This is a genomic window from Enterobacter sp. MGH 24, from assembly GCF_000493015.1.
GTDB lineage: Bacteria > Pseudomonadota > Gammaproteobacteria > Enterobacterales > Enterobacteriaceae > Enterobacter.
The window spans coordinates 631048-656227 of record NZ_KI535657.1; the positions used below are offsets into that span (position 1 = coordinate 631048).

A 25180-nucleotide genomic window follows, 5' to 3' on the forward strand; every position below is an offset into this window, starting at 1 on the left:
GGGGACTCCCTGTGATGTCGTGGCTTAGCGAATGCCGAGTAATGCGTTGATTTGCTGAGGGTTAACTGGCGCACCGGCGAAATCATCGAAGACTTTATCGGTGATGTGAATAATGTGGTCGCGGATGAACGCGGCCCCTTCTCTGGCACCATCCAGCGGGTTTTTCAGACAGCACTCCCACTCCAGGGTTGCCCAGCCGGCGTAATCGTATTGGGTCAGCTTCGAGAAAATAGCCCTGAAATCAACCTGGCCGTCACCCAATGAGCGAAAACGCCCTGCACGATCGACCCAGGACTGATAGCCACCATAAATACCCTGACGCCCGGTCGGATTAAATTCAGCGTCTTTGACGTGGAACATGTTGATCATATCCTTATAAATATCAATAAAATCCAGATAGTTAAGCTGCTGTAATACCATGTGGCTGGGGTCGAAAAGTATCCGGCAGCGGGGATGCTCTTTCACCCTTTGATAAAACATTTCAAACGTCACCCCATCATGCAGATCTTCGCTCGGGTGGATCTCATAGCAGAGGTTAATACCCTGCTCGTCACAGGCGTTGAGCACCGGCATCCAGCGCCTGGCCAGCTCGTCAAAGGCGGTTTCAATTAACCCTTCCGGACGCTGCGGGAACGGGAACAGATAGGGCCACGCCAGCGAGCCAGAGAAGGTACCCAGATCGCTGAGTCCAAGCCTGGCAGAGGCCTTGACCGCCATCATCAGCTGTTGCTGCGCCCATTCGCTACGGGCCTGTGGGTCGCCGTGGACTTCCGGCGGCGCAAAGCTGTCGCATAAGCTGTCGTAAGCAGGATGTACCGCCATCAGTTGACCGAAGATGTGGCTGGTCAGCTCACTCACCACCAGGCCATGCTCCGCCAGCATACCGGTTAGATCGTCGCAGTAGGTCTGGCTTTCTGCCGCCGTTGCCACGTCGAAGAGACGGCGATCCCATGCCGGGATTTGCAGAGCGCTAAACCCCGTTTCCGCCGCCCAGCGGGCTATCGCAGGCAAATTATTGAATGGGGCCGCATCATCGCTGAACTGAGCCAGATGGAGAGAGGGACCTTTGAGGGTTTTCATCGTACACTCCTATTGTTTGTCGATTGACAAACAATAGGAGTAAAGCCGGATAACCGCAAGCGAAAATTATAAATTCATTGGTAATCCAGATGATTTAGGCGATCCTGTCTCACTGAATTCAGGACCAACCGGAGCAAAAAATGGCAGGCAGACCGCGCCAGTTCGATCGTGACCAGGCGCTTATCAAAGCGCGCAACCTGTTCTGGCGACAGGGTTATGAAGGAACCTCAATGTCTGATCTGGTGGCAGAGCTGGGGATTGCATCGGCACGGATTTACAAGGCGTTCGGTTCAAAAGAGCAGCTCTTTCGGGAAGCTATCGCCGATTACGAAAAACAGGAAGGAGGTTTTGCGGATCGGGCCTTATCCGCAGGGGGCAACGTGCGGGATACCATCCAGACGCTGTTAATGGATGCGGTTCACCTGTACTGCCATCCGGACTTGCCGCAAGGATGTATGGTGGTGGCCTCTGCAGCCAGCGTCAGTGCGGAAAATGAAACGCTCAAAACCTGGCTGGCACAGCATCGCCTGCAGCGTACACAGCAGATTATCGACCGTCTCCATCAGGCAGTGCATAACGGTGAACTGCCGGATACGACCGATGCGGAGAGTCTGGGAGACTATTTTGCCGTCTTTTTACATGGTTTGTCGGTGCAGGCCAGGGACGGTGTTCCGGAATCTCGTTTGCAGGCGGCGGTTAAGCAAGCGCTTAGCCTGCTGCCGCATTGCTGAGTGCGATGCTGAGAAAGGCCGGGCACAGCGGCCTCTCATTTTTGCGATCCGCTTTCAGAAATCACATCTTCCCCACTGTCACAACCCTGTGAACAGTTGCCTGTCGTAGCCTGAAGATCACAATATATTTGCTTATCGTAAACTACAGGCTACAATAATGACTAAGGTTAAACACTACATCACAGCTGACGGGTACGACCCTTTTGATGCATATCTGAGAAGTGTGAAAGATCCCATAGCAAAAGCCATGATTGCTACGCGTGTCGCCAGAATGCCAACGGGTAACTATGGTGATTGCAAGCCATGCAGAGAGAGCGTTTCAGAGCTCAGAATTAACCAGGGGCCGGTTTACCGTGTCTATTTCAGCGAAGTCTCCGATCCGGCAGATGGCGCAGTGAGTCTGGTGTTATTGACTGGAACGAAAAAAAAGCAAAATGCAGATATTGAAAGGGCCGTTGAGTACCTCAACGACTACAAGCGCAGAATATAAGAGGAAATCGCAATGGCTAAATCAGTACTTCATGATGACGCAATGGTACAACTCCTGAAAGATTCTCCGGATTTCGCGCCCGTATATCTTCATCAGGCTTTTATTGAAATTGACGAGCCCGGAGGCTATGAGGCGTTCATGCTGGCTTTACGGCATGTCATTGAAGCCTCTGGCGGGATGACCGTCATCGCAAAACGTGCAGGTATTTCCCGCGAATCACTCTACAAATCACTTTCACCAAACGGTAATCCCTCATTTAAGCGTATCGCAGAAGTGGCATCTGCAACGGGAAACCCGATTTCCCGAATTGCAACAGCAGGATTAAACGCAACAGCGTGAGAGGTGCTTCAAAATAGGCCCGGATGTGCTACCCGGGCGAAGCATCAATGATGATCGTCGTACTGATGCTCAATCACCATCCCTTCAGCCACGCTCGCCACATGCCGCGCACGCGGGTGATAAACCGGAGCTGGCGCGGCATAAACAGTTTGTGACGGTGCTGGCGCGACGGTTACCGCCTGCGGAACCGTGGTGGATGACGGGACAATCACCACTTTATAACCGCTTGGGACATCCACGGTGACGCTTTGCGCCATGGCGGAATTGACCATAACCAGGCCTGCCATTGCGGCCAATACGATATAGAGCTTTTTCATAGACTGTATTATTTCCGGTAAAATTAGAAAATTAATTATGTCGGGAATAGCTTAAGACTATATTAATGCCCATCGCTTTTACGGTGCAGAAAATGCCAAATATATTGTTACATTAACACATGAAAATAATAACGCAGGCCGGGCAAGGCGCAGCCGCCGCCCGGCAACATAAAACAATCTTAATTAATCGCGATATGACCTTCCGGCGTATTTATCCAGCGCGGCGCTTTCAGCGTATCGGCGTAATATCCCACCAGTTCACACAGCAAATCCTCTATCACGCGCGCCATCTCCTGTGGCAGGGCGCGACCGATCAGCAACTGGGTTAAAACCTGGCAGTATTGACCGAGTTGGTCGCTCTCCGGTTCGAAAGCAGGCAGCCGTGCGGGAAGATCGTTCACGATAAAATGCGGGATCAAATGCGCCGGAACAGGTTCGTGGAGCGTGGATTGCAGCAGCGCCAGACAGGTGGAGAGACGCCCGCATAACGCCAGCTTCTCGGTGATGTCGTCACGCTCCACCAGAGAATAAGCGTAGTGCTCGCAGTTGTCCGCCAGCTCGGTGAAATCGGTGGTATGAGAAAAAGGCGTGGTAAATAACGCGTGTGTCTGGGTTGGGGTTGTAGCCATGATGGCAGCCTCCTGTAACGGTATTTATATCCGCCATCGGAGAGGTCAATCTCACGGGTGGCGGAGCCAGACGAGGTTGACCTTACCGGAGTTACAGGAAACCGGCGCGTCTTTCGACGCCCCCGCCCGGTCCGCCATTGAGGTGAAACCGTGCGCGCGACATAGTAATCCATGTCACCTGTAACTTATACCAGGAGGTCAATCCCGACACCTGATTTTGCAGGCGCGGCAAAAAGATACTGCGATTAGCGCGAGGCGACAAGGTGCATTCCCGGAAGCCGTCTCGCAAATCTGATTAATACTTAATGTCCCGCGCTTTTTGTCTTCCGGACTGTTTCATCTGACGCTTGTCCTGACGACAGTCGTGATTACTCTGGTTATTGTTCGCCACGCAGGCCTGCTTCACCTGCCGTGACGCGTCGCGGGTTTCCTGCCTGACATCACGCGCCACGCGCCGTTCCTGCGCCTGCTGGGTCGCACTGGCAAAAACCGAGAACAGCATCAGAAAAATGAAAGAGAGAACAGGGATAACTGATAACGATCTGTTCATAGCAACACCTCATAGAAGAGAGCCCAGAACGTCAGGAGGGTTAGCAAAAGAATAGCAGTTTCAGCGCGCGCTGAAGGGGGAAGGCTTTAATAATTCAAGGCCGCAAAACGCGGCCTTGCAACGTTGTGTTATGCCGTCAGGCGGAACTTCTGCACCGAGCGCTGAAGATCTTCCGTCTGGCGCTCCAGCGCCGCCGCCGCCGCGGAAACTTCCTCCACCAGCGAGGCGTTTTGCTGGGTGACGCCATCCATCTGCGTAATGGCAATCCCGACCTGCGAAATGCCCTTGCTTTGCTCCTCAGAGGCGGAAGCGATTTGCTTCATGATGGTCGTCACTTCCGTTACGTCGCGCAAAATCGCATCCATGGTGGTGCCGGTGTCGCCTACCAGCTTCGCTCCCTGCTCTACGCGGGAAACGGAGTCGGTAATCAGCCCCTCAATCTCTTTGGCCGCGTTGGCGCTGCGGCTTGCCAGGTTGCGAACTTCACCTGCCACTACCGCGAAACCACGACCCTGTTCGCCCGCGCGCGCCGCTTCAACCGCCGCGTTAAGCGCCAGAATGTTAGTCTGGAAGGCAATGCTGTTGATAACGTTAGTGATTTCAGCAATTTTCTTCGAGCTTTCCGAAATTCCGCTCATGGTGGTCACCACCTCTTCCACCAGCGAGCCGCCGCGGCTGGCGGTGGTTGAGGCCACATCTGCCAGCTGGCTTGCCTGACGCGCGCTTTCCGCGTTCAGCTTCACCGTGGCGGTCAGCTGTTCCATGCTGGCTGCCGTCTCTTCCAGCGCAGCCGCCTGCTCTTCGGTACGGGAAGAGAGATCGTTGTTACCGCTGGAGATTTCCGTCGCGCCGCGCCAGATATTTTCACTGCCGGAGCGAATCGTGCTGACCGCTTCGCGCAGGCTGTCCTGCATGGCGCTCAGCAGCGGCACCAGCTGTCCCACGCAGTTGCGGCCAAACGGCTCAATGGGCTGGCTGAGATCGCCCTGGGCAATCTGGCGGAACTGCTGACGAATGCGGTCCAGCGGTTTGACCAGCATCGCCACCAGGTAACGGTCGGTGAAGAGCAGGATCAGCAGGCCGATAATCGTGGCGACGATTATCACCGTGCGGGTCATGCTGGTCAGGCCGTCCACCACCACGCGGGTGCTATCGAGCGATTTCGCGGCGGCATTGTTGAACGCCTCGGCAGCCGCACCGAACGCGCGGCTCAGCGGTGGCGTAACGTTGTTGGCCTGCTGGCGATACCCCTCCAGAGCCCCCTGCTTTGCCTGCTGCATTTGCGGCGTGACGCCCTGTTCAAGCAGCGCCTGCCAGGTGCCGATCACCCGGGAAGAGATCTGCTCATCCATCGGGCCTGGGGAGATCGCTTTCATCTCGGCCAGTTTCTTGCCCATGTTATCCAGCGCCTGTTGGGCAGAGGCCAGATCCGGCGTGCCGCCTGCGGCTTTAACTTCCATGGCGCGGCTCAGACGGGTCACAAAGCGGAAATACTGATCGTTGCCCTGGCTGAGCACCGTCATCTGTTTAACCAGTTGGCGATCCACGTCGTTGCCATCAGAAACGCGAGAAAGGGACCAGGTGCTGTACAAGCCAACACCCGCCCACATTAAACAAAAGATCCCGAGAATCGTCAGCATGACGAAGCGGATCGTGAAATTACGGAGCATATTCATAAGTCTTCCTTGCCGTGAGGGTGAGTTCGCCCAGAGGCGAGTACTACTCTCGTTATCGGCAGGAAGTGACGAAGGTATAATCTTTCGCGCGTAATTTTATAAAAATCTTCACTACCCTACCGATCGCTGGAAAAGGATAATCGCTGCGGGGAAATCTCTCTGCACAATACGTGTTTTAATATTTCACCAGCCGTCGAAATGTAAAACAGACAAACAATCAATTAACCACATAACCCGAAAGGGTTAATATCCCAGTGAATGAGACGGTCAAAGTACCGCACATACAGTCAAGAAACCCTTTAATTTGTATGCAAATCATTCCAAAACATTTACCGAATGAATTAATTAAAATTTATTAATCAGGTTTAATTATTTAAACATCAATTATTGCGCGGAATATATTCTTAGATTTCATTACATCCCTAACCACTAAGAAAGTTCTTATTTTAAATAAATTCATTTAAAAAGAGCCGGACAATTTTCGACTCATCCAGAGAACTTCAAATGCGCAAATTAATGAATCGTACGTTGCTTTCGCAATGTGTTTTAGTAGCTTTAACCTCATTTGGTGCCCAGGCTGCCGTCACGCCCGCCACGCCCGCCACGCCCTGCCAGCCCGGCGTGACATCGCAGACCTGCGGTTTATCGAAGTACAAAGATAATAGTTTCTATCAGGATCCCGGCGTGACTAATGCCATTATGGCCGACACCACCGCAAATAATATATTTATGGATGGAAGTCGTGAATCAGGGGATACCCAGTCATTGACCGTTTCCGGCACCGATATGTCCGGCCATTATATTCAGGGCAGCAACGGGGGCACGGCTAATATTACGCTGAATAACGGCGCCACCGCCGATATGATCGAAGTGGGCAATACTGGCGCAACCACCAATACGACGGTGACCATCGATGGTTCCACGCTGAATGGCGAAAATGACGCCGGAAGCTACGAGGGAAAGAAAGCCTATATGATGGGTTCAGCCATTTACCTCGACCCGATGGATAAAGGCTACCACACCGTGAACGTTGAGAACGGCAGCGTACTACACGGCAGTATTCTCAGCGCGGGGGCCGGTGCGCAAAATATTGCCATCAGCGACAGCACGATGGATAAAGGCGGTATTTACGCAGGTAGCGATAAATCTGATACCAATATTACGCTGACTAACGCTTCCGTGGATGCCTCGCTGAGCGAAATCGCGCAGAACATCGACACGCTGGCGGTAAAGCTGAGCGAATACAAGCCCTTCAGCGACATCAACCTGGATGCCTTTGGCGATGTCGCCATCGCGATGTACGGAACGAAGGCCGATTCGCTGGCGCTGAATAACAGCACGATCGCCGGAGACATTGGGGCCATTAACGAAAACGGCTCCACCCATATCTCACTGACGAATAACAGCGTTGTAAATGGTAATGTGACCGTCGAGGGCAATTCCGCAAATTCCGTTCTGGTGGATAACAGTACCGTGAATGGCGAGATAAATACCAGCCAGAATAAGGGCAGCAGCACCATCACGCTGCAAAACAATGCAACCGTCAACGGTGATATAACAACGGGTGCAGGTGATGATACGGTCGTGCTGACCAATGATTCACATGTAAATGGCAATGTTAACGGCGGTGACGGTAGCGATACCCTTTCAATGGATGCAGGCAGTTCCGTCTCCGGACAAATAAGCCAGTTTGAAACGGTGAATACCACCAGCGATAACAGCATTGCCATTGATAAAATTAACGATGCAACCAGCTGGAGTTTGCAAAACGGTTCAACCCTGACTGCCTCCACCACCGGCAGCAATGCGCTGGTTACCATGAGCACCGACAGCTATGTGAATTTCGGTAATATTACCGGCGCCAATAACGCAGTCATTGTGAATAGCATCACCCCGTCAGCACTGAATCAACGTAACGTTATTCTGGGTACGTTCACCACTTCAGGCAGCAGCGCCCCAGAAAATTATGCCGCAGCAAGTTTTACCAACGGCCAGCAGAATGTTGAGAGCCGCAGCGGAGCCTATAACTACGACAATAGCCTGGATATTGTTGCTGCCGACGGCGCGCCGCAGACGATGCTGGCAGCCGATGATAGTCAGAACTGGAATATTGAATTCAATAGCCAAAGAGGCAATCTCGCAAGCGACGTTCAGGGGCTGGTTGCTGGTCTGGATGCAGCTGAACAAGCCGGTCATCAGGTGGCTGATGATATTAGCAACCATATGAACCAGGTGCATCTGGCAAACCTGCTGGGTGAGCAGCAGGACGGCGCGCAGGTGTGGGGAGATTTCCTTTATCAGAACGGGAATTTCAGCAACGATGTCGACTATAAAAGCATCACTCAGGGTGCGCAGGGCGGCGTAGACTGGACGGCGCATCTGAACAACGGCGACAGCGTGACCGGCGGTATCGCGCTGGCGTGGACGCGCAGCCGCGTGCAGGACACCAGCGACGGTGCGGATAGCTTCAAAGACAGTGTTTACGGTAACTACTACAGCCTGTATGGCGGCTGGCAGCAGGCGCTGAACGGCCGAACCTGGGGTCTGTTTGCAGACGGCAGCTTCAGCTACGGCGATATGCGTTATTCGCTGTCTGCCAACAACGTGACGGGCGATACCAGCGGCATGACGGAAGCGCTGAACGGCTCCACCGATGGCAGCCTGTATATGGCGCAAGCCCGTACCGGCGTCAATGTGCTGCTGCCGGGCGAAACGCTGCTGCAGCCTTACGCCACGTTAGGCTGGGATCAGACCAAAGCAAACGGCTTCTCTGATAGTGCTGTGACCTTTGCCGACAGCCAGGTCTCTTCCTGGAACAGTGGCGCGGGCGTGAGGCTCACCACCCCCCTTCGCGATTTGAACAAGAACGTGAAGGTGATGCCGTGGATTGACGCGCGCTTCCAGAAAGAGTTCAGCGATAACACCGACATTCAGGCGGCGGATTATCACAATACCTCTGGTCACAACAACTCCATGGGCATCTTTGGGGCAGGCATCAATGCCACCATTGCCCATAACTTTACCCTGACCACCGGCGTGTATGTCGGTACGGGTGATGTGGATAACGATGCCAGCGTGCAGGCGGGTATGAGCTATAGCTTCTGATTGTCGTCTGATTGCCCGGTGACCAGCGTGTACCGGGCAGTGCGGAACGCAACGTCTGACGCATCCCGAGGAAAATGGCTGGCAGGGAGTTCTGCCATCGCTTCTCCCCGGGATTTGTGTTTTGATAAGGACAGAATGAAAACGCCGTTTCAAAAATTCATCGATAAGAAAAGGAGACATCATGTCCTGGTACCCTGCCCCTGACCGCTACGAGAACATGCAGTACCGCCACTGTGGCAAGAGCGGCCTTCGCCTGCCCGCGCTGTCGCTTGGGCTGTGGCATAGCTTCGGCCACGTCCAGCCTCTTGACGCCCAGCGCGCGCTGCTGCAAAAAGCCTTCGACTTAGGCATCACCCATTTCGATCTCGCCAATAACTACGGACCACCGCCGGGTAGCGCGGAAGAGAATTTCGGCCGCCTGCTGCGTGAGGATTTTGCCGCGCACCGCGACGAGCTAATTATCTCCACCAAGGCGGGTTACGACATGTGGCCAGGGCCTTACGGTTCGGGCGGTTCACGCAAATATCTGCTCGCCAGCCTCGACCAGAGCCTGAAGCGTCTGGGCGTCGAATACGTGGATATTTTCTACTCCCACCGCGTGGATGAAAACACGCCGATGGAAGAGACGGCCGCTGCGCTGGCCCACGCCGTGCAGAGCGGAAAAGCGCTGTATGTGGGCATTTCCTCCTACTCGACCGAGCGCACCCAAAAAATGACCGAGCTGCTGCGCGAGTGGAAGATCCCGCTGCTGATCCACCAGCCGTCCTATAACCTGCTTAACCGCTGGGTCGATAAGACCGGCTTGCTGGATACGCTGGAAGCAAACGGCACGGGATGTATCGCCTTTACCCCGCTGGCGCAGGGGCTGCTGACCGGAAAATACCTGAACGGTATTCCTGAAGGTTCACGCATGCAGCGCGAAGGGAATAAAGCGCGCGGCCTGACGCAGAAGATGCTGACCGACGCCAACCTGAGCAGTCTGCGTTTGCTGAATGAGATGGCGCACGCTCGCGGTCAGACGATGGCACAGATGGCGCTAAGCTGGCTGCTGAAAGATACGCGCGTGACGTCCGTGCTGATTGGCGCAAGCCGTCCGGAACAAATTGAGGAGAACGTTCGGGCGCTGGACAACCTGCGCTTTACGGAGGACGAACTCAAGCGGATTGACCAGCATGTTGCGGATGGGGAGTTGAATCTTTGGCAGGCATCGTCTGATAAATAGTGCGGTCTGATGCCCTCTCCCCTCACCCCGCCCTCTCCCCAAAGGGGAGAGGGAGAAAGGCCGTACCGAGCGGTCCCCTCGCCCCTTTGGGGAGAGGGTTAGGGTGAGGGGTAAGGTGTACTCTACTTCTTACTGATCTTATCCAGATACCCCATCACAAACGCAGACAGCACAAACGTCAGGTGGATGATGACGTACCACATCAGTTTGTTATCCGGCACGTTCTTCGCGTCCATGAACACGCGCAGCAGGTGGATTGAGGAGATCGCCACAATCGACGCGGCCACTTTATTCTTCAGCGACGAAGCATCCATTTTGCCCAGCCAGCTGAGCTTCTCTTTACGCTCGTCGATATCAAGCTGGGAGACAAAATTCTCGTAGCCGGAGAACATCACCATCACCAGCAGCCCGCCCACCAGGGTCATATCCACCAGCGACAGCAGAACCAGAATCAAATCCGCCTCGGCAATGGAAAAAATGTTCGGCAGAACGTGCAGGATTTCCTGAAAGAACTTAATCGTCAGCGCGACAAGTGCCAGCGAAAGGCCAAAATAGACGGGGGCCAGTATCCAGCGAGAGGCGTACATGGCATTTTCAAAAAAGCGTTCCATAAAGTCCTGTTTGCAAAAGAAACCAGCGCCCAGTATATCTCAACGGCGCTGACTGTTTACAATAACTCAACAGTACCTCACTCAGACGTTGTCCGGGTTCACCTCAGGACGCGCGAACTCCGGCCAGACAAGCGCCACCAGCTCAGGATAGGCTTCCAGGCTGAACTCGCGAAAACACTGCCGCAAATTTAATACGTCCAGATCGGAATAAGATACCTTCTCGCCGTTTAGGCAGCGCTTTTTGATATTGTCATAATATTTATACACTGCTGAATTCAGGTCGCTGCAGCGACGCTGCGCCTCAAACAGTCCGGGCGTATCATTAATTTCCGACATTTTCATGCGTTTAATTGTCGCGTGTAAAAAGTCGATATATTCGTGGTTCACCCGCCAGTACCAGACAGGCGTAACGGAGTTCATCAATACAGAGAAATGGTCTTCACCTTCCTCTTTTGTCATCAGTTCAGGTTGCGGGGGTTCACTGGCGTCTTTCGACACTTTCGTTTTATTGAACTCCTGCATCAATAAAAGAACACCAGCGGTCAGTAATAGTAATGTGATGACCGTAAAAAAGATGCTGTTCATGGGTAGGCTCCATTTTTTTTGATTTTAAATTTGCCTCATGATATTGTCAACGAATCTCACGCCTTTACCAACCCCACCCTGTTGAAATTAAAGGAAATTAAAAATGCTGCCCGACTATCTCGTCCCGGCTAAGTACCACATTACGCCTGTGGAACAGCAACCGACGGAAGCGGAAAAAGAGGCCAGTTTCACTCAGGGGAAAAGAAAGCTCTCCGATTTCGAGCCCGATATATTAATTGGTGTTTCCCGAACTGGCAAATCCCGAAATATGTTGCTGGAAGAGCACGATCGCCATATAAAAGACCGCTTATTTCGCGCCATAAAAATTGAAGCCTTTGTCCACCTGCTGAATGATCTGCAGGCCGAGGGCGAAATAGATGCCCAGAAACTAAGTCAAATATTGGCAGAGAAAACCGAAGAAATTAATGAAGCGGGCAATGAAATTTGGCTTAATTTAATTACGCGCGAAAAAAACAACCCTATTTTTTATAGCCTGGGGGAAGATTAACGTGAAAGAAGTTAAAAACAACGACGTTTATTTGACTTTAGATGATAAAAAAAGCGATCAATTTATCTTAAAGCAAAATCTCGACGCGCTGAGAAACACTAAAAATGACGAGATGACGCGTATTACGCAAGACCTGGTATCGATCCCGGCGACGCTGGTTCGTCTGAAATGGCAGAATCGCCGTGAAATTTATCCGCTACAGGTCAAAGAAGAAATTTACGGTGCCGTGATGAACGCCATCATGGAACAGCGGCCAGAACTGAAAGAGAAGCTTCTCGGACGTCTTGAGGCCAATTACCAGTATCTGCTTGCCAGAGAAATCGCCACCCTGCGCCTGACGCGTAAACTGTCAGACGGCGAGTACCGTACTTCTAACGTCACCTGTGTGGCGCTTGATGAGGACGCGCTGGCCACCCCCTCTACCGCACAGACGGAGAGTAAAAACGCATAAACCGACAGGCATAAAAAAAGCCGGCTTTCGCCAGCTTCTTTATCATTTCGAGGCCGCTTTCTCTTCGCCGACCAGCCCAATCTTCAGGTAACCCGCCTGATGCAGCGTGTCCATTACCTTCATCATGGTTTCATAATCAACGGTTTTATCCGCACGGAAGAAGACCGTGGTGTCTTTCTTACCGCCGGTAAGCTGCTCCAGCGCCGGGATGACTGAGTCTGCCGTCACCGGGTCGTTCCCGAGGAACATGGATTTATCCGCCTTCACCGACAGGTAGACAGGCTTCTCCGGGCGCGGCTGGGGCTGGCTGGAAGAGGCAGGCAAATTCACCTTCACATCCACCGTCGCCAGCGGCGCAGCCACCATGAAGATAATCAGCAGAACCAGCATAACGTCGATAAACGGCGTCACGTTAATTTCATGCATTTCGCCGTTATCGTCCAGATTTTCGTTCAGACGCATCGCCATAGCATTAACCTGCGCGCAGTTTGGACGCCGCATGCACCGGCTTAACCGAGCTGGCATTCAGGTCGAGATCGCGACTTTGCAGCAGCAGAACCTGCGCGGCAACGTCACCCAGCGTGGCTTTATAGCTGCCAATCATACGCGCGAAAATGTTGTAGATTACGACCGCTGGGATCGCAGCAACAAGACCAATCGCCGTTGCCAGCAGCGCTTCCGCGATACCCGGCGCCACAACCGCCAGGTTGGTGGTTTGGGTCTGCGCGATACCAATAAAGCTGTTCATGATGCCCCAGACCGTACCGAAAAGACCGATAAACGGCGAGATCGCACCGATGGTCGCCAGATAACCGTTGCCGCGTCCCATGTGTCGGCCCACGGCCGCAACGCGACGCTCCAGGCGGAAACCGGTACGCTCTTTGATGCCTTCGTTATCTTCACTGCCAGCGGAGAGTTCCAGCTCGTTCTGAGCTTCATTCACTAACAGGGTGGTCAGGCTTTTCGCGTGGAAGGATGAGGTCATGTCAGAAGCCTGATCCAGAGAGCGGGCTTCAGCCAGCTGCTGCTGTTCCCGCTTAAGGCGACGCTTCTGCGAAAGCAGCTCGGCGCTTTTGCTGAAGAAGATAGCCCAGGTGACAACGGACGCCAGAATCAGGCCGATCATCACAATCTTAACCACGATGTCAGCATGCTGATACATGCCCCAAACGGAGAGATCCGTCTGCATCAAATTATTACCCACTCTGTATCTCCAGGACGCAAATCACAAAATCTGAGCGTAATAATATCAAAACGTCGTCGAATTGATAGTAGTTCTCATTAGTATTTGCATGGTGCCGTAATTTTCGCTCACTTTCCTTGCGCTTACGCAGTAAAAATTTCTTATGCGAATTTTTGCTAATATTTTCTGCTTATTCGATAAGCCTCCGGGTGCAGTTTTTTCCAATCGTGGTAGTCTGGACGTCCAGACGTATAAAGACAGGGTTAGCGAACATGACAAAGAAGCATCTTGATACCACGCTGGTACAGGCAGGACGCAGCAAAAAATATACTCAGGGATCGGTCAACAGCGTGATTCAACGCGCCTCCTCGCTGGTGTTTGATACCGTTGAGGAGAAAAAAATCGCCACGCGCAACCGCGCGAAAGGCGGGCTGTTTTATGGCCGTCGCGGCACGCTAACCCATTTTTCTTTGCAGGAAGCGATGTGCGAGCTGGAAGGCGGCGCGGGCTGCGCGCTGTTCCCGTGCGGGGCGGCTGCGGTCGCCAACACGATTCTGGCGTTTGTGGAACAGGGCGATCATATCCTGATGACCAACACCGCCTATGAGCCCAGCCAGGACTTCTGCACCAAAATTCTCAGCAAGCTCGGCGTAACGACCGGCTGGTTCGACCCGCTGATTGGTGAAGGCATTGCCGAACTTATTCAGCCAAACACCCGCATCGTGTTCCTGGAATCTCCGGGGTCGCTCACCATGGAAGTTCACGACGTGCCGGCTATCGTGAAGGCCGTACGCAGCAAAGCGCCGGATGCCATCATCATGATCGATAACACCTGGGCGGCAGGCGTGCTGTTTAAAGCCCTGGAGTTCGATATTGATATCTCGATTCAGGCGGCGACGAAATACCTGATTGGCCACTCTGACGGCATGATTGGAACCGCGGTCTCCAACGCGCGCTGCTGGGATCAGCTGCGAGAAAATGCCTACCTGATGGGCCAGATGGTGGACGCAGATACGGCCTACATGACCAGCCGCGGACTTCGCACGCTGGGCGTTCGCCTGCGTCAGCACCATGAAAGCAGCCTGAAGGTGGCCGAATGGCTGGCGCAGCATCCGCTGGTTGAGCGCGTTAATCACCCCGCGCTACCGGGCAGTAAAGGCCACGAATTCTGGCAACGTGACTTTACGGGCAGCAGCGGCCTGTTCTCGTTCGTGCTGAAAAAACGGCTGAACAACGACGAGCTGGCGAGCTATCTGGATAATTTTACCCTCTTCAGCATGGCCTACTCCTGGGGCGGTTTTGAATCCCTGATCCTGCCTAACCAGCCGGAACAGGTTGCAGCTTTGCGCCCAGGCGGTGAAGTGGACTTCAGCGGCACCCTGATTCGACTGCATATCGGTTTAGAAAATGTTGACGATCTGATTGCCGATTTAGCAGCAGGGTTCGAGCGTATCGTGTAGAGTGCTGGCTGAAAATGTACTCCCTGGACGCTTTTGTGGACACCGCAAGCAGAAAAGTCTGCATGAGTTGCGCCCGGGATCAAACCCGAAGGACGAATAAGGGAGTACAATAGCGCTATATCTGCTGTTCCACAGGAAAGTCCATGGCTGTTATTCAAGATATTATCGCGGCGCTCTGGCAACACGACTTTGCCGCGCTGGCGGATCCTCACGTCGTCGGTATCGTCTATCTCGTGATGTTCGCAACGCTGTTTCTGGAAAATGGATTACTGCCAGCCTCATTTCTTCCCGGTGACAGCCTGCTTTTACTGGCCGGGGCGTTAATCGGCAAAGGCGTTATGGACTTCACGCCCACGATGGTTATTCTCACCTCCGCCGCCAGCCTGGGCTGCTGGCTGAGCTATCTGCAGGGCCGCTGGCTGGGCAATACTCGCGTCGTGAAAGGCTGGCTGGCGCAGCTGCCGCATAAATATCATCAGCGTGCGACCTGCATGTTTGACCGACACGGCCTGCTGGCGCTGCTAGCCGGGCGTTTCCTGGCGTTCGTTCGCACGCTTCTGCCTACGATGGCGGGCATTTCCGGTCTGTCGAACCGCCGCTTCCAGTTCTTTAACTGGCTGAGCGCCCTGCTGTGGGTGGGGGTGGTCACCACGCTCGGCTACGCGCTGAATATGATCCCCTTTGTGAAACACCACGAAGACCAGGTGATGACCTTCCTGATGGTGCTGCCGATGTTCCTGCTGGTCGCGGGACTGGTAGGGACTATTGCGGTAGTGATTAAGAAGAAGTACTGCAGCGCATAATTCAACAAAGCCGGGTGGCGGCTACGCCTTACCCGGCCTACGTTTCCCGTCAGGTGCCCTGCATGGTTCGGATGCGTGATGCATCTTCCCCCGGCGTGACGCCGAAATAGCGCTTAAACTCCCGACTGAACTGCGACGCGCTTTCGTAACCCACCCGCATTGCCGCCGCGCTGGCCTTCATGCCGTCGTGGATCATCAGCATCCGCGCCTTATGCAGCCGGTAGGTTTTGAGGTACTGCAGCGGCGAGGTGCTGGTCACCGATTTAAAATTATGGTGAAACGCCGAGACGCTCATGTTCGCTTCCGCCGCCAGCTGGTCGACGCTGAGATTTTCCGTGTACTGGCTTTCGATACGCTTGAGCACGCGGCTTATCAGGCTGAAGTGGGTCTGTCGACTCACCAGAGCCAGTAACGCCCCGCCCCCCGGGCCCAGCAGCACATGGTAGAGAATTTCGCGGATAATCTGCTTGCCCAGAATGCGCGCGTCCAGCGGCCTCTCCATCACGTCCAGCAGACGCTCAATGGCGCAGAGGATCTCTTCCGACAGCGTCGCCGAGTTAATCCCACTCGACGCCATCGAAGGCTGGAAGAGTTCGTCTTCACCTATCTCCATCAGCAGCTCCTGCAGCTGAAGAATATCGACGTTGACGCGAATACCGGCCAGCGGAACGGCCTCTGTCGCGAAGGTTTCACATTCAAAGGGTAAAGGTACTGTCAGAAGCAGATATTCATTGGTGTCGTAGCGGAACACGCGCTCGTTGATATAGCCAATTTTATGGCCCGAGAAGAGAAAAACGATGCCCGGCTGGTACATGACCGGCGTGCGCGTCCCGGGCTGCGTGCCATAGAGCAGGCGAATGTCCGGCAGCAGTTCGCTGGCACAATTATCATTATCTATCAATCTCTTAATCTGCGCAGTGAGCTGCTGGCAGATAGCCTCACGGTTCATCTTGTGTTACTCCGGGTACGGTTTTCGACGTTGACAGTGTGCGTCGTTTTCCGCGCTTTCTCCAGCGCTCTGTAGAAATGGGCAAGACATCGGCAGGAATGTGCATTGAGGACGTAGCCCTGGAAAGCCACAATGTGCAGCATCAGGTAGCCCTCCGCGCCACCACGGTTTTTCACCCACTAAAGGGAACGAGCAATGAATAACTTTAATCTTCACACCCCAACCCGCATTCTGTTTGGTAAAGACGCTATCGCCGATCTGCGTGCGCAGATCCCTGCTGACGCTCGCGTACTGATCACCTACGGTGGCGGCAGCGTGAAAAAAACCGGCGTGCTGGATCAGGTTTATAGCGCGCTGGACGGTCTGGACGTGCGTGAGTTCGGCGGCATTGAGCCAAACCCGTCTTACGAAACGCTGATGAACGCGGTGAAAATCGCCCGCGAAGAAAACATCACCTTCCTGCTGGCCGTCGGCGGCGGTTCCGTGCTGGACGGCACCAAGTTCATCGCGGCGGCAGCCCACTACGCTGACGGCATCGATCCGTGGCACATTCTGGAAACCCGCGGCAGCGAGATTAAAAGCGCCATCCCGATGGGCTCCGTGCTGACCCTGCCAGCGACCGGCTCTGAATCCAACAAGGGCGCGGTAATCTCCCGTAAAACCACCGGTGACAAACAGGCCTTCATGAATGAACACGTTCAGCCTGTGTTCGCCATTCTGGATCCGGTTTACACCTATACCCTGCCTGCGCGTCAGGTGGCGAACGGCGTGGTCGATGCCTTTGTTCATACCGTTGAGCAGTACGTAACGTATCCGGTGAATGCCAAAATTCAGGATCGCTTCGCGGAAGGCATTCTGCTGACGCTCGTCGAAGAAGGTCCGAAAGCGCTGAAAGAGCCGGAAAACTATGACGTGCGTGCCAACGTCATGTGGGCCGCAACGCAGGCGCTGAACGGCCTGATCGGTGCTGGCGTGCCGCAGGACTGGGCAACCCACATGCTGGGCCACGAGCTGACGGCAATGCACGGTCTGGACCACGCCCAGACCCTGGCCGTTGTTCTGCCTGCGCTGTGGAACGAAAAACGCGACACCAAACGCGCCAAACTGCTGCAGTACGCCGAGCGCGTGTGGAACATCACCGAGGGTTCTGACGATGCGCGGATTGATGCCGCCATCGAAGCAACCCGCAGCTTCTTCGAAGGTCTGGGCGTGCCAACGCGTCTGTCCGGCTACGGTCTGGACGGCAGCTCCATTCCTGCCCTGCTGGCAAAACTTGAAGAGCACGGCATGACCCACCTGGGCGAGCACGGCGACATCACGCTGGACGTGAGCCGTCGTATCTACGAAGCGGCGCGCTAAGCGTTTTTGCCCTCCCGACTTTCGTTTTTTGACATTTCGTCCAGACTTAATGCACACCCCATCGCCGGAGGAACCCTCCGGCGATGCGCACCTGAAGGAGGAAAAATGGCAAACCAAACCGTAATCAAGCTGCAGGACGGCAACGTGATGCCCCAGCTGGGGCTAGGTGTATGGAAAGCCGGTAACGACGAGGTCGTCTCCGCCATTCATAAAGCCCTGGAAGTCGGCTATCGGTCCATTGATACCGCCGCCGCATACAAAAACGAGGACGGCGTGGGTAAGGCACTTGCCGGCGCTGGCGTCCCCCGCGATGAGTTATTCATCACCACGAAACTCTGGAACGACGATCAAAAACGCCCCCGTGAAGCGCTGGAGGAGAGCCTGGAAAAGCTCCAGCTCGACTTCGTCGATCTCTGGCTGATGCACTGGCCGGTTCCGGCTATCGATCACTACGTTGATGCCTGGAAAGGGATGATTGAACTGCAGAAAGAGGGGCTGGTGAAAAGCATCGGCGTCTGTAATTTCCAGGTTCATCACCTGCAGCGGCTGATTGACGAGACGGGCGTCGCGCCGGTGATTAACCAGATCGAACTGCACCCGCTGATGCAGCAGCGCCAGTTACATGCCTGGAACGCCACGCATAAAATCCAGACCGAGTCCTGGAGCCCCCTGGCGCAGGGCGGCGAAGGGGTGTTTGATCAAAAGATTATCCGCGAGCTGGCGGATAAATACGGTAAAACCCCGGCGCAAATCGTCATTCGCTGGCATCTGGACAACGGCCTGGTGGTCATCCCGAAATCGGTCACGCCATCGCGCATCGCCGAGAACTTCGACGTCTGGGATTTCCGTCTGGACAAAGAAGAGCTGGGTGAGATTGCGAAGCTGGATAAGGGTAAACGTTTAGGCCCGGATCCGGATCAGTTTGGCGGGTAGTCGCAGAAAAAAGCCGGGTGGCGGCTGCGCCTTACCCGGCCTACGCGCTGACCTGTAGGCCCGGTAAGCGCAGCGCCACTGGGCATTGTTACAGGTTTAACCGATCTTACGTTTTACGTTCTTCTTCGTTCCCGCTCCACCGTTCGAACGCTGATGCACAATCGGCGTGTGCTTGGTCAGCGCCGGGCGCGTATTGCGGTTCTGGCGACGCGCTTCGCGCATCTCATCCAGCGTCGGGGCCGGTACCAGACAGTCGCGGCGCGAGCCGATCAGGTGTTTTTTACCCATCTCTTCCAGCGCCTGACGGATCAGCGGCCAGTTTTTCGGATCGTGGTAACGCAGCAGCGCTTTATGCAGACGACGCTGTTTATCCCCTTTCGGCACCACCACCTCTTCACTCTTATAACCAATCTTACTCAGCGGGTTCTTGCCGGTGTAATACATGGTCGTCGAGTTGGCGAGCGGTGATGGATAGAAGTTCTGCACCTGATCCAGACGGAAGCGACGCTGCTTCAGCCACAGCGCCAGGTTCACCATGTCCTCATCGCGCGTGCCCGGGTGGGCGGAAATGAAGTATGGGATGAGATACTGCTCTTTGCCCGCCTGCTTCGAATAGGTATCGAACAGCTCTTTAAAGCGATCGTAGCTGCCCATGCCCGGCTTCATCATTTTCGACAGCGGGCCTTCTTCGGTATGCTCCGGCGCAATCTTCAGATAACCGCCGACGTGGTGCGTCGCCAGCTCTTTGATATAGCGCGGATCTTCCACGGCGATGTCGTAACGTACCCCGGAGGCGATCAGGATCTTCTTGATGCCCTTCAGGTCGCGCGCGCGGCGGTAGAGGTTGATCGTCGGCTCGTGGTTGGTGTCCATGTGCTCGCAAATGCTCGGATAGACGCAGGAGAGGCGACGGCAGGTTTGCTCCGCGCGCGGCGACTTGCAGCGCAGCATGTACATGTTCGCGGTTGGGCCGCCGAGATCAGAGATCACGCCGGTAAAGCCCGGCACCGAGTCGCGAATCGCTTCGATCTCATTGATGATCGAATCTTCAGAGCGGCTCTGGATAATACGGCCTTCGTGTTCGGTAATGGAGCAGAAGGAACAGCCGCCGAAGCAGCCGCGCATGATGTTGATCGAGAAACGGATCATCTCATACGCCGGGATACGGGCGTTGCCGTACGCCGGGTGCGGCACGCGCTTGTACGGCAGCGCAAAGACGCTGTCCATCTCTTCGGTGGAGAGGGGGATCGCCGGCGGGTTAATCCAGATAAAGCGCTCGCCGTGCTTCTGCATCAGCGCGCGGGCGCAGCCCGGGTTGGTTTCATGGTGCAGAATACGAGACGCGTGCGCGTAGAGCACCTTGTCGGCTTTCACCTTCTCGTAGGACGGCAGCAGAACGTAGGTCTTTTCCCACGGCTTCGGGCGCGGCGGCTGCACGACGATAGCCTTCGCTTCCGCTTTTTTCGGCTCAACCGGCTTGTTATCGGCACACGGCAGATCTTCACCGTACGGGTGCGGGATCGGGTCGATTTTGCCCGGCATATCAATGATGCGGGAATCCACCCCGCTCCAGCCCGGCAGCGCCTCTTTCACCATGATCGCGGTATTGCGCACGTCGCGGATGCTGCTCACCGGTTCACCCTGCGACAGACGGTGCGCCACTTCCACCAGCGGACGCTCGCCGTTACCGTAAATCAGCATGTCGGCTTTTGAATCCACCAGCACCGAGCGGCGAACGGTATCTGACCAGTAGTCGTAGTGCGCGGTACGGCGCAGGCTCGCCTCGATGCCGCCCAGGATCACCGGCACGTCTTTCCAGGCTTCTTTACAGCGCTGGGTATAGACCAGGGTCGCGCGGTCGGGGCGTTTACCCGCCACGTTATCCGGCGTGTAGGCGTCGTCATGGCGCAGCTTACGGTCGGCGGTGTAGCGGTTGATCATCGAGTCCATGTTGCCTGCGGTGACGCCGAAGAACAGGTTCGGTTTACCCAGACGCATAAAGTCGTCTTTGCTGTTCCAGTCAGGCTGGGAGATGATCCCCACGCGGAAGCCCTGCGCCTCAAGCATACGGCCACAGATGGCCATACCGAAGCTCGGATGGTCAACGTAGGCATCGCCCGTGACCAGAATGATATCGCAGCTGTCCCAGCCCAGTTGGTCCATCTCTTCCCGGGACATCGGCAGGAACGGCGCCGGTCCAAAACAGGCCGCCCAGTACTGGGGCCAGGAGAAGAGGTCACGATCCGGCTGGATCAGGGAAATTGCGCTCATAATGCTTCCGAAGAAAAAATAGACAAAAGGAGCGGGATTATACGCTGTTCATCCTCCAGATTTGAAGAAAAGGATGCAGCAAGCAGACAGATATTCGTGGAAGTCGTTAAAATACAGCACCCTGTTAATTTTGGATCATAATATCCACTATATCTTCCGGTGAGTAGCCTCCCGGAATGTGCGATGGCGCGGAGTACCTCTGTGAAGTTCAACGATTCATTACATGTGTCCCAGCTCCGGGTTGTGCTTCACCTCTGCGGTTTCCTGGTTCTTCTTTATAGTCTTTCTATGCTGCCGCCGATGGTTATCGCCCTGCTGAATAAAGAGCGGACCTATTTTGCATTCTTAACCACCTTTTTAACCTTTTTCAGCCTGGGTGGACTGACGTGGAGGGCAACCCGTCATGCCGGTATTCAGCTGCGTACCCGCGACGGGTTTGTGATTATCGTGCTGTTCTGGCTGCTGTTTTCATTGATCAGCGCCATGCCGCTATGGATGGACGATGGCCTGCATCTTTCCTTTGCTGACGCGCTCTTTGAAGGGGTTTCCGGTATAACCACTACCGGCGCAACGGTAATCGGGGACGTCAGCGCCCTGCCTAAGTCGTACCTTTATTACCGCGCTCAGCTGAATTTCATTGGCGGCTTAGGCGTTATCGTGCTGGCCGTCGCGGTCCTGCCGCTGCTGGGTATCGGTGGCATGAAGCTCTATCAGTCAGAGATGCCGGGGCCGTTCAAGGAGGAACGTCTGACGCCCCGCCTTGCCGATACCGCGCGCACGCTGTGGGTGACCTACTTCGCGCTGGGCGTGGCCTGCACCCTGGCCTACTGGCTGGCGGGCATGTCCTTTTTTGACGCCCTCTGTCACGGGCTGTCGACCGTGTCGTTGGGCGGATTCTCCACCCGCAGCGAGAGCATCGGTTTTTATGACAGCCATGCCATTGAGCTGGTCGCCGGGGCGTTTTCACTGCTTTCCGCGTTTAACTTTACCCTCTGGTACGTCGCCATTGTCAGACGCACCCTGAAACCGATTCGCCGCAGCCCGGAGGTGAGATTTTTTCTGACCGCCGCCGCGGTGCTTATCGCCATCACCGCCTGGCAGGTCTGGCATGCGGGGATGTACAACGCCACGGACAGCCTGGTGCACGCCTTCTTCCTTGCCAGTTCGATGATGACCGATAACGGCCTTTCAACAGCTGACTATGCCCAATGGCCCGCACACACCATCTTCCTGCTGTTGAGTGCCAGTTTTTTTGGTGGCTGCGTAGGCTCGACCTGTGGCGGGATCAAAGCGCTGCGTTTTCTGATCATGTTCAAACAGAGTATTCAGGAAATGAACCAGCTGGCGCATCCACGGGCGCTGCTGAGTATCAAGGTCGGTAAAAGCGTGGTGAATGAACGCGTTCTGCGCTCGGTATGGAGCTTCTTTTTCCTCTACGTCATGATTACGGGCTTTTTTGTCTGGGCGCTTAATCTGATGGGCTACGACCTGTTTACCTCATTCGCAACGGTTGCCGCCTGCATCAACAACATGGGGCTAGGGTTTGGCGAAACGGCGTCAACGTTTGGCACGTTGACAGAGGGGGCAAAACTGCTGATGTGTGCGGCGATGATACTAGGGCGTCTGGAAATTTACCCGGTGCTGATTCTGTTCTCGCGCTTTTTCTGGCGGGCATAAAACATTCCCGGCGAACCGGGAATGTCAGGATTACGGTGCCGGATTGATCAGCATCTGCCCCACGGATCCCCTGTCCATCATCTCCAGCGTCTGGCTGTGGAACAGGAACGGGAAGTGTGGCCACGAAGGCTGACCATAGTAGACAAGCAGTTCGACCTGGCCGTCCACCCAGACGGTATCTTTCCAGCCGCGATCTTCCGGGAACGGCATCGCGCCGTTGACGTTGCGGATCAGGAAAGATACCCCTTCAATATGGAACGACTGCGGCATATCTGAACGGACCGTCCAGCGCTCCCAGGTGCCCTGCTGCGCGGTAATGTCGATGCGGTTGACGTCCCACAGCGCGCCGTTGATGCCGGGATCGTCGCCCAGGCTGATATCACGGCTGCGCACCGGCGAGCCGCTCATGATCTCCTGCGGCAGCAGACGCATTGGCAGGCTATCGGTCACCAGCGGCAGCAGACCGGTTGGACGCAGGGTCAGCACCAGGGTCGAGACAAGTATGCTCGACGGTTCAAAGAACCCGCGAATACGATCAACAATGCTCGCCGCTTCACCGCAGGTCAGCGACACTTCATCCCCGTTGGTCATATCCACGAGAATTTCGCGACGTTCACCCGGCGAGAGCGCCAGCTGTTTGACGGAAACCGGCGCCGGTAAAAAGCCCTGGTCGCCGGAGATCACGTGCAGCGGACGGCCATCGCTCATTTGCAGCTGATAGCGGCGCGAGTTGGAGGCGTTGAGCAGGCGCAGGCGCACCCAGCCGCGCGAGACTTCGACATACGGGCTTTGCGCGCCGTTGACCAGCAGCGTATCGCCGACGAAGCCGCCGCTGCCCGGCTCGCTGTATTCCGGCGTACCGAAATTATCCAGACGTTTATCCTGGATAATAATGGGGAAGTCATCCACGCCGTAATGGTTCGGTATCGGCAGGGATTTGCTGACCTCATCTTCCACCAGCCACATGCCGGCCAGGCCGTTATAGACCTGTTGCGCCGTGCGGTTAGGCGTGTTGGCGTGGTACCACAGCGTTGCCGCACTCTGGCGGATTGGCAGAACGGGCGCCCAGTCGGCGTTGGGTGACATCATTCGCGCCGCGCCGCCAATCAACGGGCCAGGTACCTGTAGGCCGCTGATGGTCATGGCAACATTTTCAGGGGTTCGATTGCTGTAGATGAGCTTTACATCATCGCCATTCCACACGCGTATGGTCGGCCCAAGATAACGTCCGTTAATGCCCCAGACGGGTGCACGCGTCCCCTGGGTGAAGGACCAGTGGCTACGCTGCAGCGTCAGGAAAAGCGGCTGACCGCGACGAGATTCAATTAATGGCGGAATAGGCAGCGGCTGTTGCTGCCCGGCGGCGCTGGCTGTCAGCGGCATCGCACCCGCACAAAGGGCGATCCCGGAAGCCTGAATAAACTGACGCCGACTGAGTGACATATAAGCTCCATCTGAAACGACTAACAACGCGGGAATTCGTTTTCCCTTCAACGCCGGATTAAATCTTACCGGCGGCTTCTCTCTCTGCGACTTCTTTGTCGAGCTGCGCAATATGCTGAGCCATCAGCTCACGGCAGTGCGCTGCCAGCTCGCGCACCTGGTCTTTACCGTATTTGCTGGTATCGACGGGTGGCAGCATTTCGACAATCACCAGCCCGTTATTCAGGCGGTTAAGATTAATCTTATTCGAAGTATTGGAAACGCACACAGGAATAATTGGAACACCTGCCGCAATTGCGGCATGAAACGCACCGGTTTTAAACGGCAGCAGGCCACGACCGCGGCTGCGCGTTCCTTCCGGGAACATCCAGATTGAGATCCTGCGCTTTTTAAAATGATTCACCACTTCCGCAATGGTGCTGTGCGCTTTTGCGCGGTTGTTACGGTCAATCAGCAGGTTACCGGTCAGCCAGTACAGCTGGCCAAAAAACGGGATCCACAGCAGGCTTTTTTTCCCCACCGTCACGGTCGGCGGCAAAACGATATTTGCGGCGGTCACCATATCGTAATTGTTCTGATGGTTAGCGATATAGATGGCATTACCGAAATTTTCCGCCCCTTCAGGCAGACGTTTTTCAACCTTCAGGCCAAAAAGCGGCGCAAGGCGACCGAACATATGGCCAAAGGTGGCAACATGCTTCGGATTACGCGGACTGAACAGGCAATAGATACAGCCGAAAATACAGACCAGAATGCAGTAGATAACGGTAAGAATAAGACGAACAATATATAGCATAGCGACCTCTGA

General features: G+C 55.0%; 25 protein-coding genes. 12 read left to right on the top strand and 13 right to left on the bottom strand.

What is annotated here, in order from left to right; all coding sequences use genetic code 11:
- Positions 1–24: 24 nt before the first annotated feature.
- Positions 25–1080, bottom strand: coding sequence for a sugar phosphate isomerase/epimerase family protein (locus tag L370_RS18785; protein WP_023333390.1), 1056 nt, complete (start codon positions 1078–1080; stop codon positions 25–27).
- Between the two features lie 140 nt (positions 1081–1220).
- On the opposite strand from L370_RS18785, the gene L370_RS18780 reads away from it, so the two are divergent.
- The 3 genes from L370_RS18780 to L370_RS18770 all read left to right on the top strand — a co-directional run bounded on the left by L370_RS18780 (position 1221) and on the right by L370_RS18770 (position 2640).
- Entirely contained in the window at positions 1221–1811 is a 591-nt protein-coding gene (locus L370_RS18780) for a TetR/AcrR family transcriptional regulator (RefSeq protein ID WP_023333391.1), read from the top strand.
- 157 nt (positions 1812–1968) lie between these two features.
- Positions 1969–2301 (top strand): type II toxin-antitoxin system RelE/ParE family toxin, encoded by a 333-nt coding sequence (locus L370_RS18775; RefSeq protein ID WP_023333392.1) that lies wholly within the window; start codon positions 1969–1971, stop codon positions 2299–2301.
- 12 nt (positions 2302–2313) lie between these two features.
- The gene (locus L370_RS18770) at positions 2314–2640 is read left to right on the top strand and encodes a helix-turn-helix domain-containing transcriptional regulator (RefSeq protein WP_023333393.1); all 327 of its coding nucleotides are present in this window, start codon (positions 2314–2316) and stop codon (positions 2638–2640) included.
- A gap of 44 nt (positions 2641–2684) precedes the next feature.
- Here L370_RS18770 and L370_RS18765 read toward each other — a convergent pair whose 3' ends face one another.
- From L370_RS18765 to L370_RS18750, 4 genes are all read right to left on the bottom strand, one after another.
- A complete protein-coding gene (locus tag L370_RS18765) occupies positions 2685–2957 on the bottom strand; it encodes a hypothetical protein (RefSeq protein WP_023333394.1) in 273 nt (90 codons plus the stop codon).
- A 179-nt stretch (positions 2958–3136) separates the two neighbouring features.
- Positions 3137–3586: a hypothetical protein gene (locus L370_RS18760; protein WP_023333395.1), complete on the bottom strand. Its 450-nt coding sequence runs from the start codon at positions 3584–3586 to the stop codon at positions 3137–3139.
- A gap of 295 nt (positions 3587–3881) precedes the next feature.
- The gene (locus L370_RS18755) at positions 3882–4136 is read right to left on the bottom strand and encodes a hypothetical protein (protein WP_023333396.1); all 255 of its coding nucleotides are present in this window, start codon (positions 4134–4136) and stop codon (positions 3882–3884) included.
- Between the two features lie 128 nt (positions 4137–4264).
- On the bottom strand, positions 4265–5812 hold the full coding sequence (locus L370_RS18750; protein ID WP_023333397.1) for a methyl-accepting chemotaxis protein: 1548 nt from the start codon (positions 5810–5812) through the stop codon (positions 4265–4267).
- 504 nt (positions 5813–6316) lie between these two features.
- Between L370_RS18750 and L370_RS18745 the strand changes: the two genes are divergently transcribed.
- Together L370_RS18745 and L370_RS18740 are read left to right on the top strand one after the other, a co-directional pair.
- Positions 6317–8917 carry an autotransporter outer membrane beta-barrel domain-containing protein gene (locus L370_RS18745; RefSeq protein WP_023333398.1) on the top strand — a complete coding sequence of 867 codons (2601 nt, stop codon included), beginning with the start codon at positions 6317–6319 and terminating at the stop codon, positions 8915–8917.
- A gap of 181 nt (positions 8918–9098) precedes the next feature.
- Positions 9099–10139 carry an aldo/keto reductase gene (locus tag L370_RS18740; protein WP_023333399.1) on the top strand — a complete coding sequence of 347 codons (1041 nt, stop codon included), beginning with the start codon at positions 9099–9101 and terminating at the stop codon, positions 10137–10139.
- A 122-nt stretch (positions 10140–10261) separates the two neighbouring features.
- On the opposite strand, the gene L370_RS18735 is transcribed toward L370_RS18740, so the two are convergent.
- Both L370_RS18735 and L370_RS18730 read right to left on the bottom strand, forming a co-directional pair.
- The gene (locus L370_RS18735) at positions 10262–10750 is read right to left on the bottom strand and encodes a TIGR00645 family protein (protein WP_023333400.1); all 489 of its coding nucleotides are present in this window, start codon (positions 10748–10750) and stop codon (positions 10262–10264) included.
- 81 nt (positions 10751–10831) lie between these two features.
- Entirely contained in the window at positions 10832–11335 is a 504-nt protein-coding gene (locus tag L370_RS18730; RefSeq protein ID WP_023333401.1) for an ESA_00282 family adhesion-associated protein, read from the bottom strand.
- Between the two features lie 103 nt (positions 11336–11438).
- Between L370_RS18730 and L370_RS18725 the strand changes: the two genes are divergently transcribed.
- Entirely contained in the window at positions 11439–11843 is a 405-nt protein-coding gene (locus L370_RS18725) for a hypothetical protein (protein WP_023333402.1), read from the top strand.
- Between the two features lies 1 nt (position 11844).
- On the top strand, positions 11845–12294 hold the full coding sequence (locus L370_RS18720) for a hypothetical protein (RefSeq protein WP_023333403.1): 450 nt from the start codon (positions 11845–11847) through the stop codon (positions 12292–12294).
- Between the two features lie 42 nt (positions 12295–12336).
- Here L370_RS18720 and exbD read toward each other — a convergent pair whose 3' ends face one another.
- Positions 12337–12762, bottom strand: coding sequence for a TonB system transport protein ExbD (exbD, locus tag L370_RS18715; protein WP_023333404.1), 426 nt, complete (start codon positions 12760–12762; stop codon positions 12337–12339).
- A gap of 4 nt (positions 12763–12766) precedes the next feature.
- Positions 12767–13498: a tol-pal system-associated acyl-CoA thioesterase gene (exbB, locus tag L370_RS18710; protein ID WP_023333405.1), complete on the bottom strand. Its 732-nt coding sequence runs from the start codon at positions 13496–13498 to the stop codon at positions 12767–12769.
- A 251-nt stretch (positions 13499–13749) separates the two neighbouring features.
- Here exbB and metC point away from each other — a divergent pair, with 251 nt between their 5' ends.
- Together metC and yghB are read left to right on the top strand one after the other, a co-directional pair.
- Positions 13750–14937: a cystathionine beta-lyase gene (gene metC / locus L370_RS18705; RefSeq protein WP_023333406.1), complete on the top strand. Its 1188-nt coding sequence runs from the start codon at positions 13750–13752 to the stop codon at positions 14935–14937.
- Between the two features lie 143 nt (positions 14938–15080).
- Positions 15081–15740, top strand: a complete 660-nt coding sequence (gene yghB / locus L370_RS18700) for a DedA family general envelope maintenance protein YghB (RefSeq protein WP_023309176.1) — start codon at positions 15081–15083, stop codon at positions 15738–15740.
- 49 nt (positions 15741–15789) lie between these two features.
- On the opposite strand, the gene L370_RS18695 is transcribed toward yghB, so the two are convergent.
- Positions 15790–16689, bottom strand: coding sequence for an AraC family transcriptional regulator (locus tag L370_RS18695; RefSeq protein WP_023333407.1), 900 nt, complete (start codon positions 16687–16689; stop codon positions 15790–15792).
- 195 nt (positions 16690–16884) lie between these two features.
- Here L370_RS18695 and yqhD point away from each other — a divergent pair, with 195 nt between their 5' ends.
- Together yqhD and dkgA are read left to right on the top strand one after the other, a co-directional pair.
- Entirely contained in the window at positions 16885–18048 is a 1164-nt protein-coding gene (gene yqhD / locus L370_RS18690) for an alcohol dehydrogenase (protein ID WP_023333408.1), read from the top strand.
- A 105-nt stretch (positions 18049–18153) separates the two neighbouring features.
- A complete protein-coding gene (gene dkgA / locus L370_RS18685; RefSeq protein WP_023333409.1) occupies positions 18154–18981 on the top strand; it encodes a 2,5-didehydrogluconate reductase DkgA in 828 nt (275 codons plus the stop codon).
- A gap of 96 nt (positions 18982–19077) precedes the next feature.
- Here dkgA and L370_RS18680 read toward each other — a convergent pair whose 3' ends face one another.
- Positions 19078–21252 (bottom strand): YgiQ family radical SAM protein, encoded by a 2175-nt coding sequence (locus L370_RS18680; RefSeq protein ID WP_023333410.1) that lies wholly within the window; start codon positions 21250–21252, stop codon positions 19078–19080.
- 201 nt (positions 21253–21453) lie between these two features.
- On the opposite strand from L370_RS18680, the gene L370_RS18675 reads away from it, so the two are divergent.
- Positions 21454–22929, top strand: coding sequence for a TrkH family potassium uptake protein (locus L370_RS18675; RefSeq protein ID WP_032641009.1), 1476 nt, complete (start codon positions 21454–21456; stop codon positions 22927–22929).
- A 30-nt stretch (positions 22930–22959) separates the two neighbouring features.
- Here the strand turns inward: L370_RS18675 and ftsP are convergent, their stop codons facing one another.
- Complete coding sequence (gene ftsP / locus L370_RS18670; protein WP_023333412.1) at positions 22960–24372, bottom strand: cell division protein FtsP; 1413 nt, start codon at positions 24370–24372, stop codon at positions 22960–22962.
- Positions 24373–24430: 58 nt separating this feature from the next.
- On the bottom strand, positions 24431–25168 hold the full coding sequence (plsC, locus tag L370_RS18665) for a 1-acylglycerol-3-phosphate O-acyltransferase (RefSeq protein WP_023333413.1): 738 nt from the start codon (positions 25166–25168) through the stop codon (positions 24431–24433).
- Between the last annotated feature and the right edge of the window lie 12 nt (positions 25169–25180).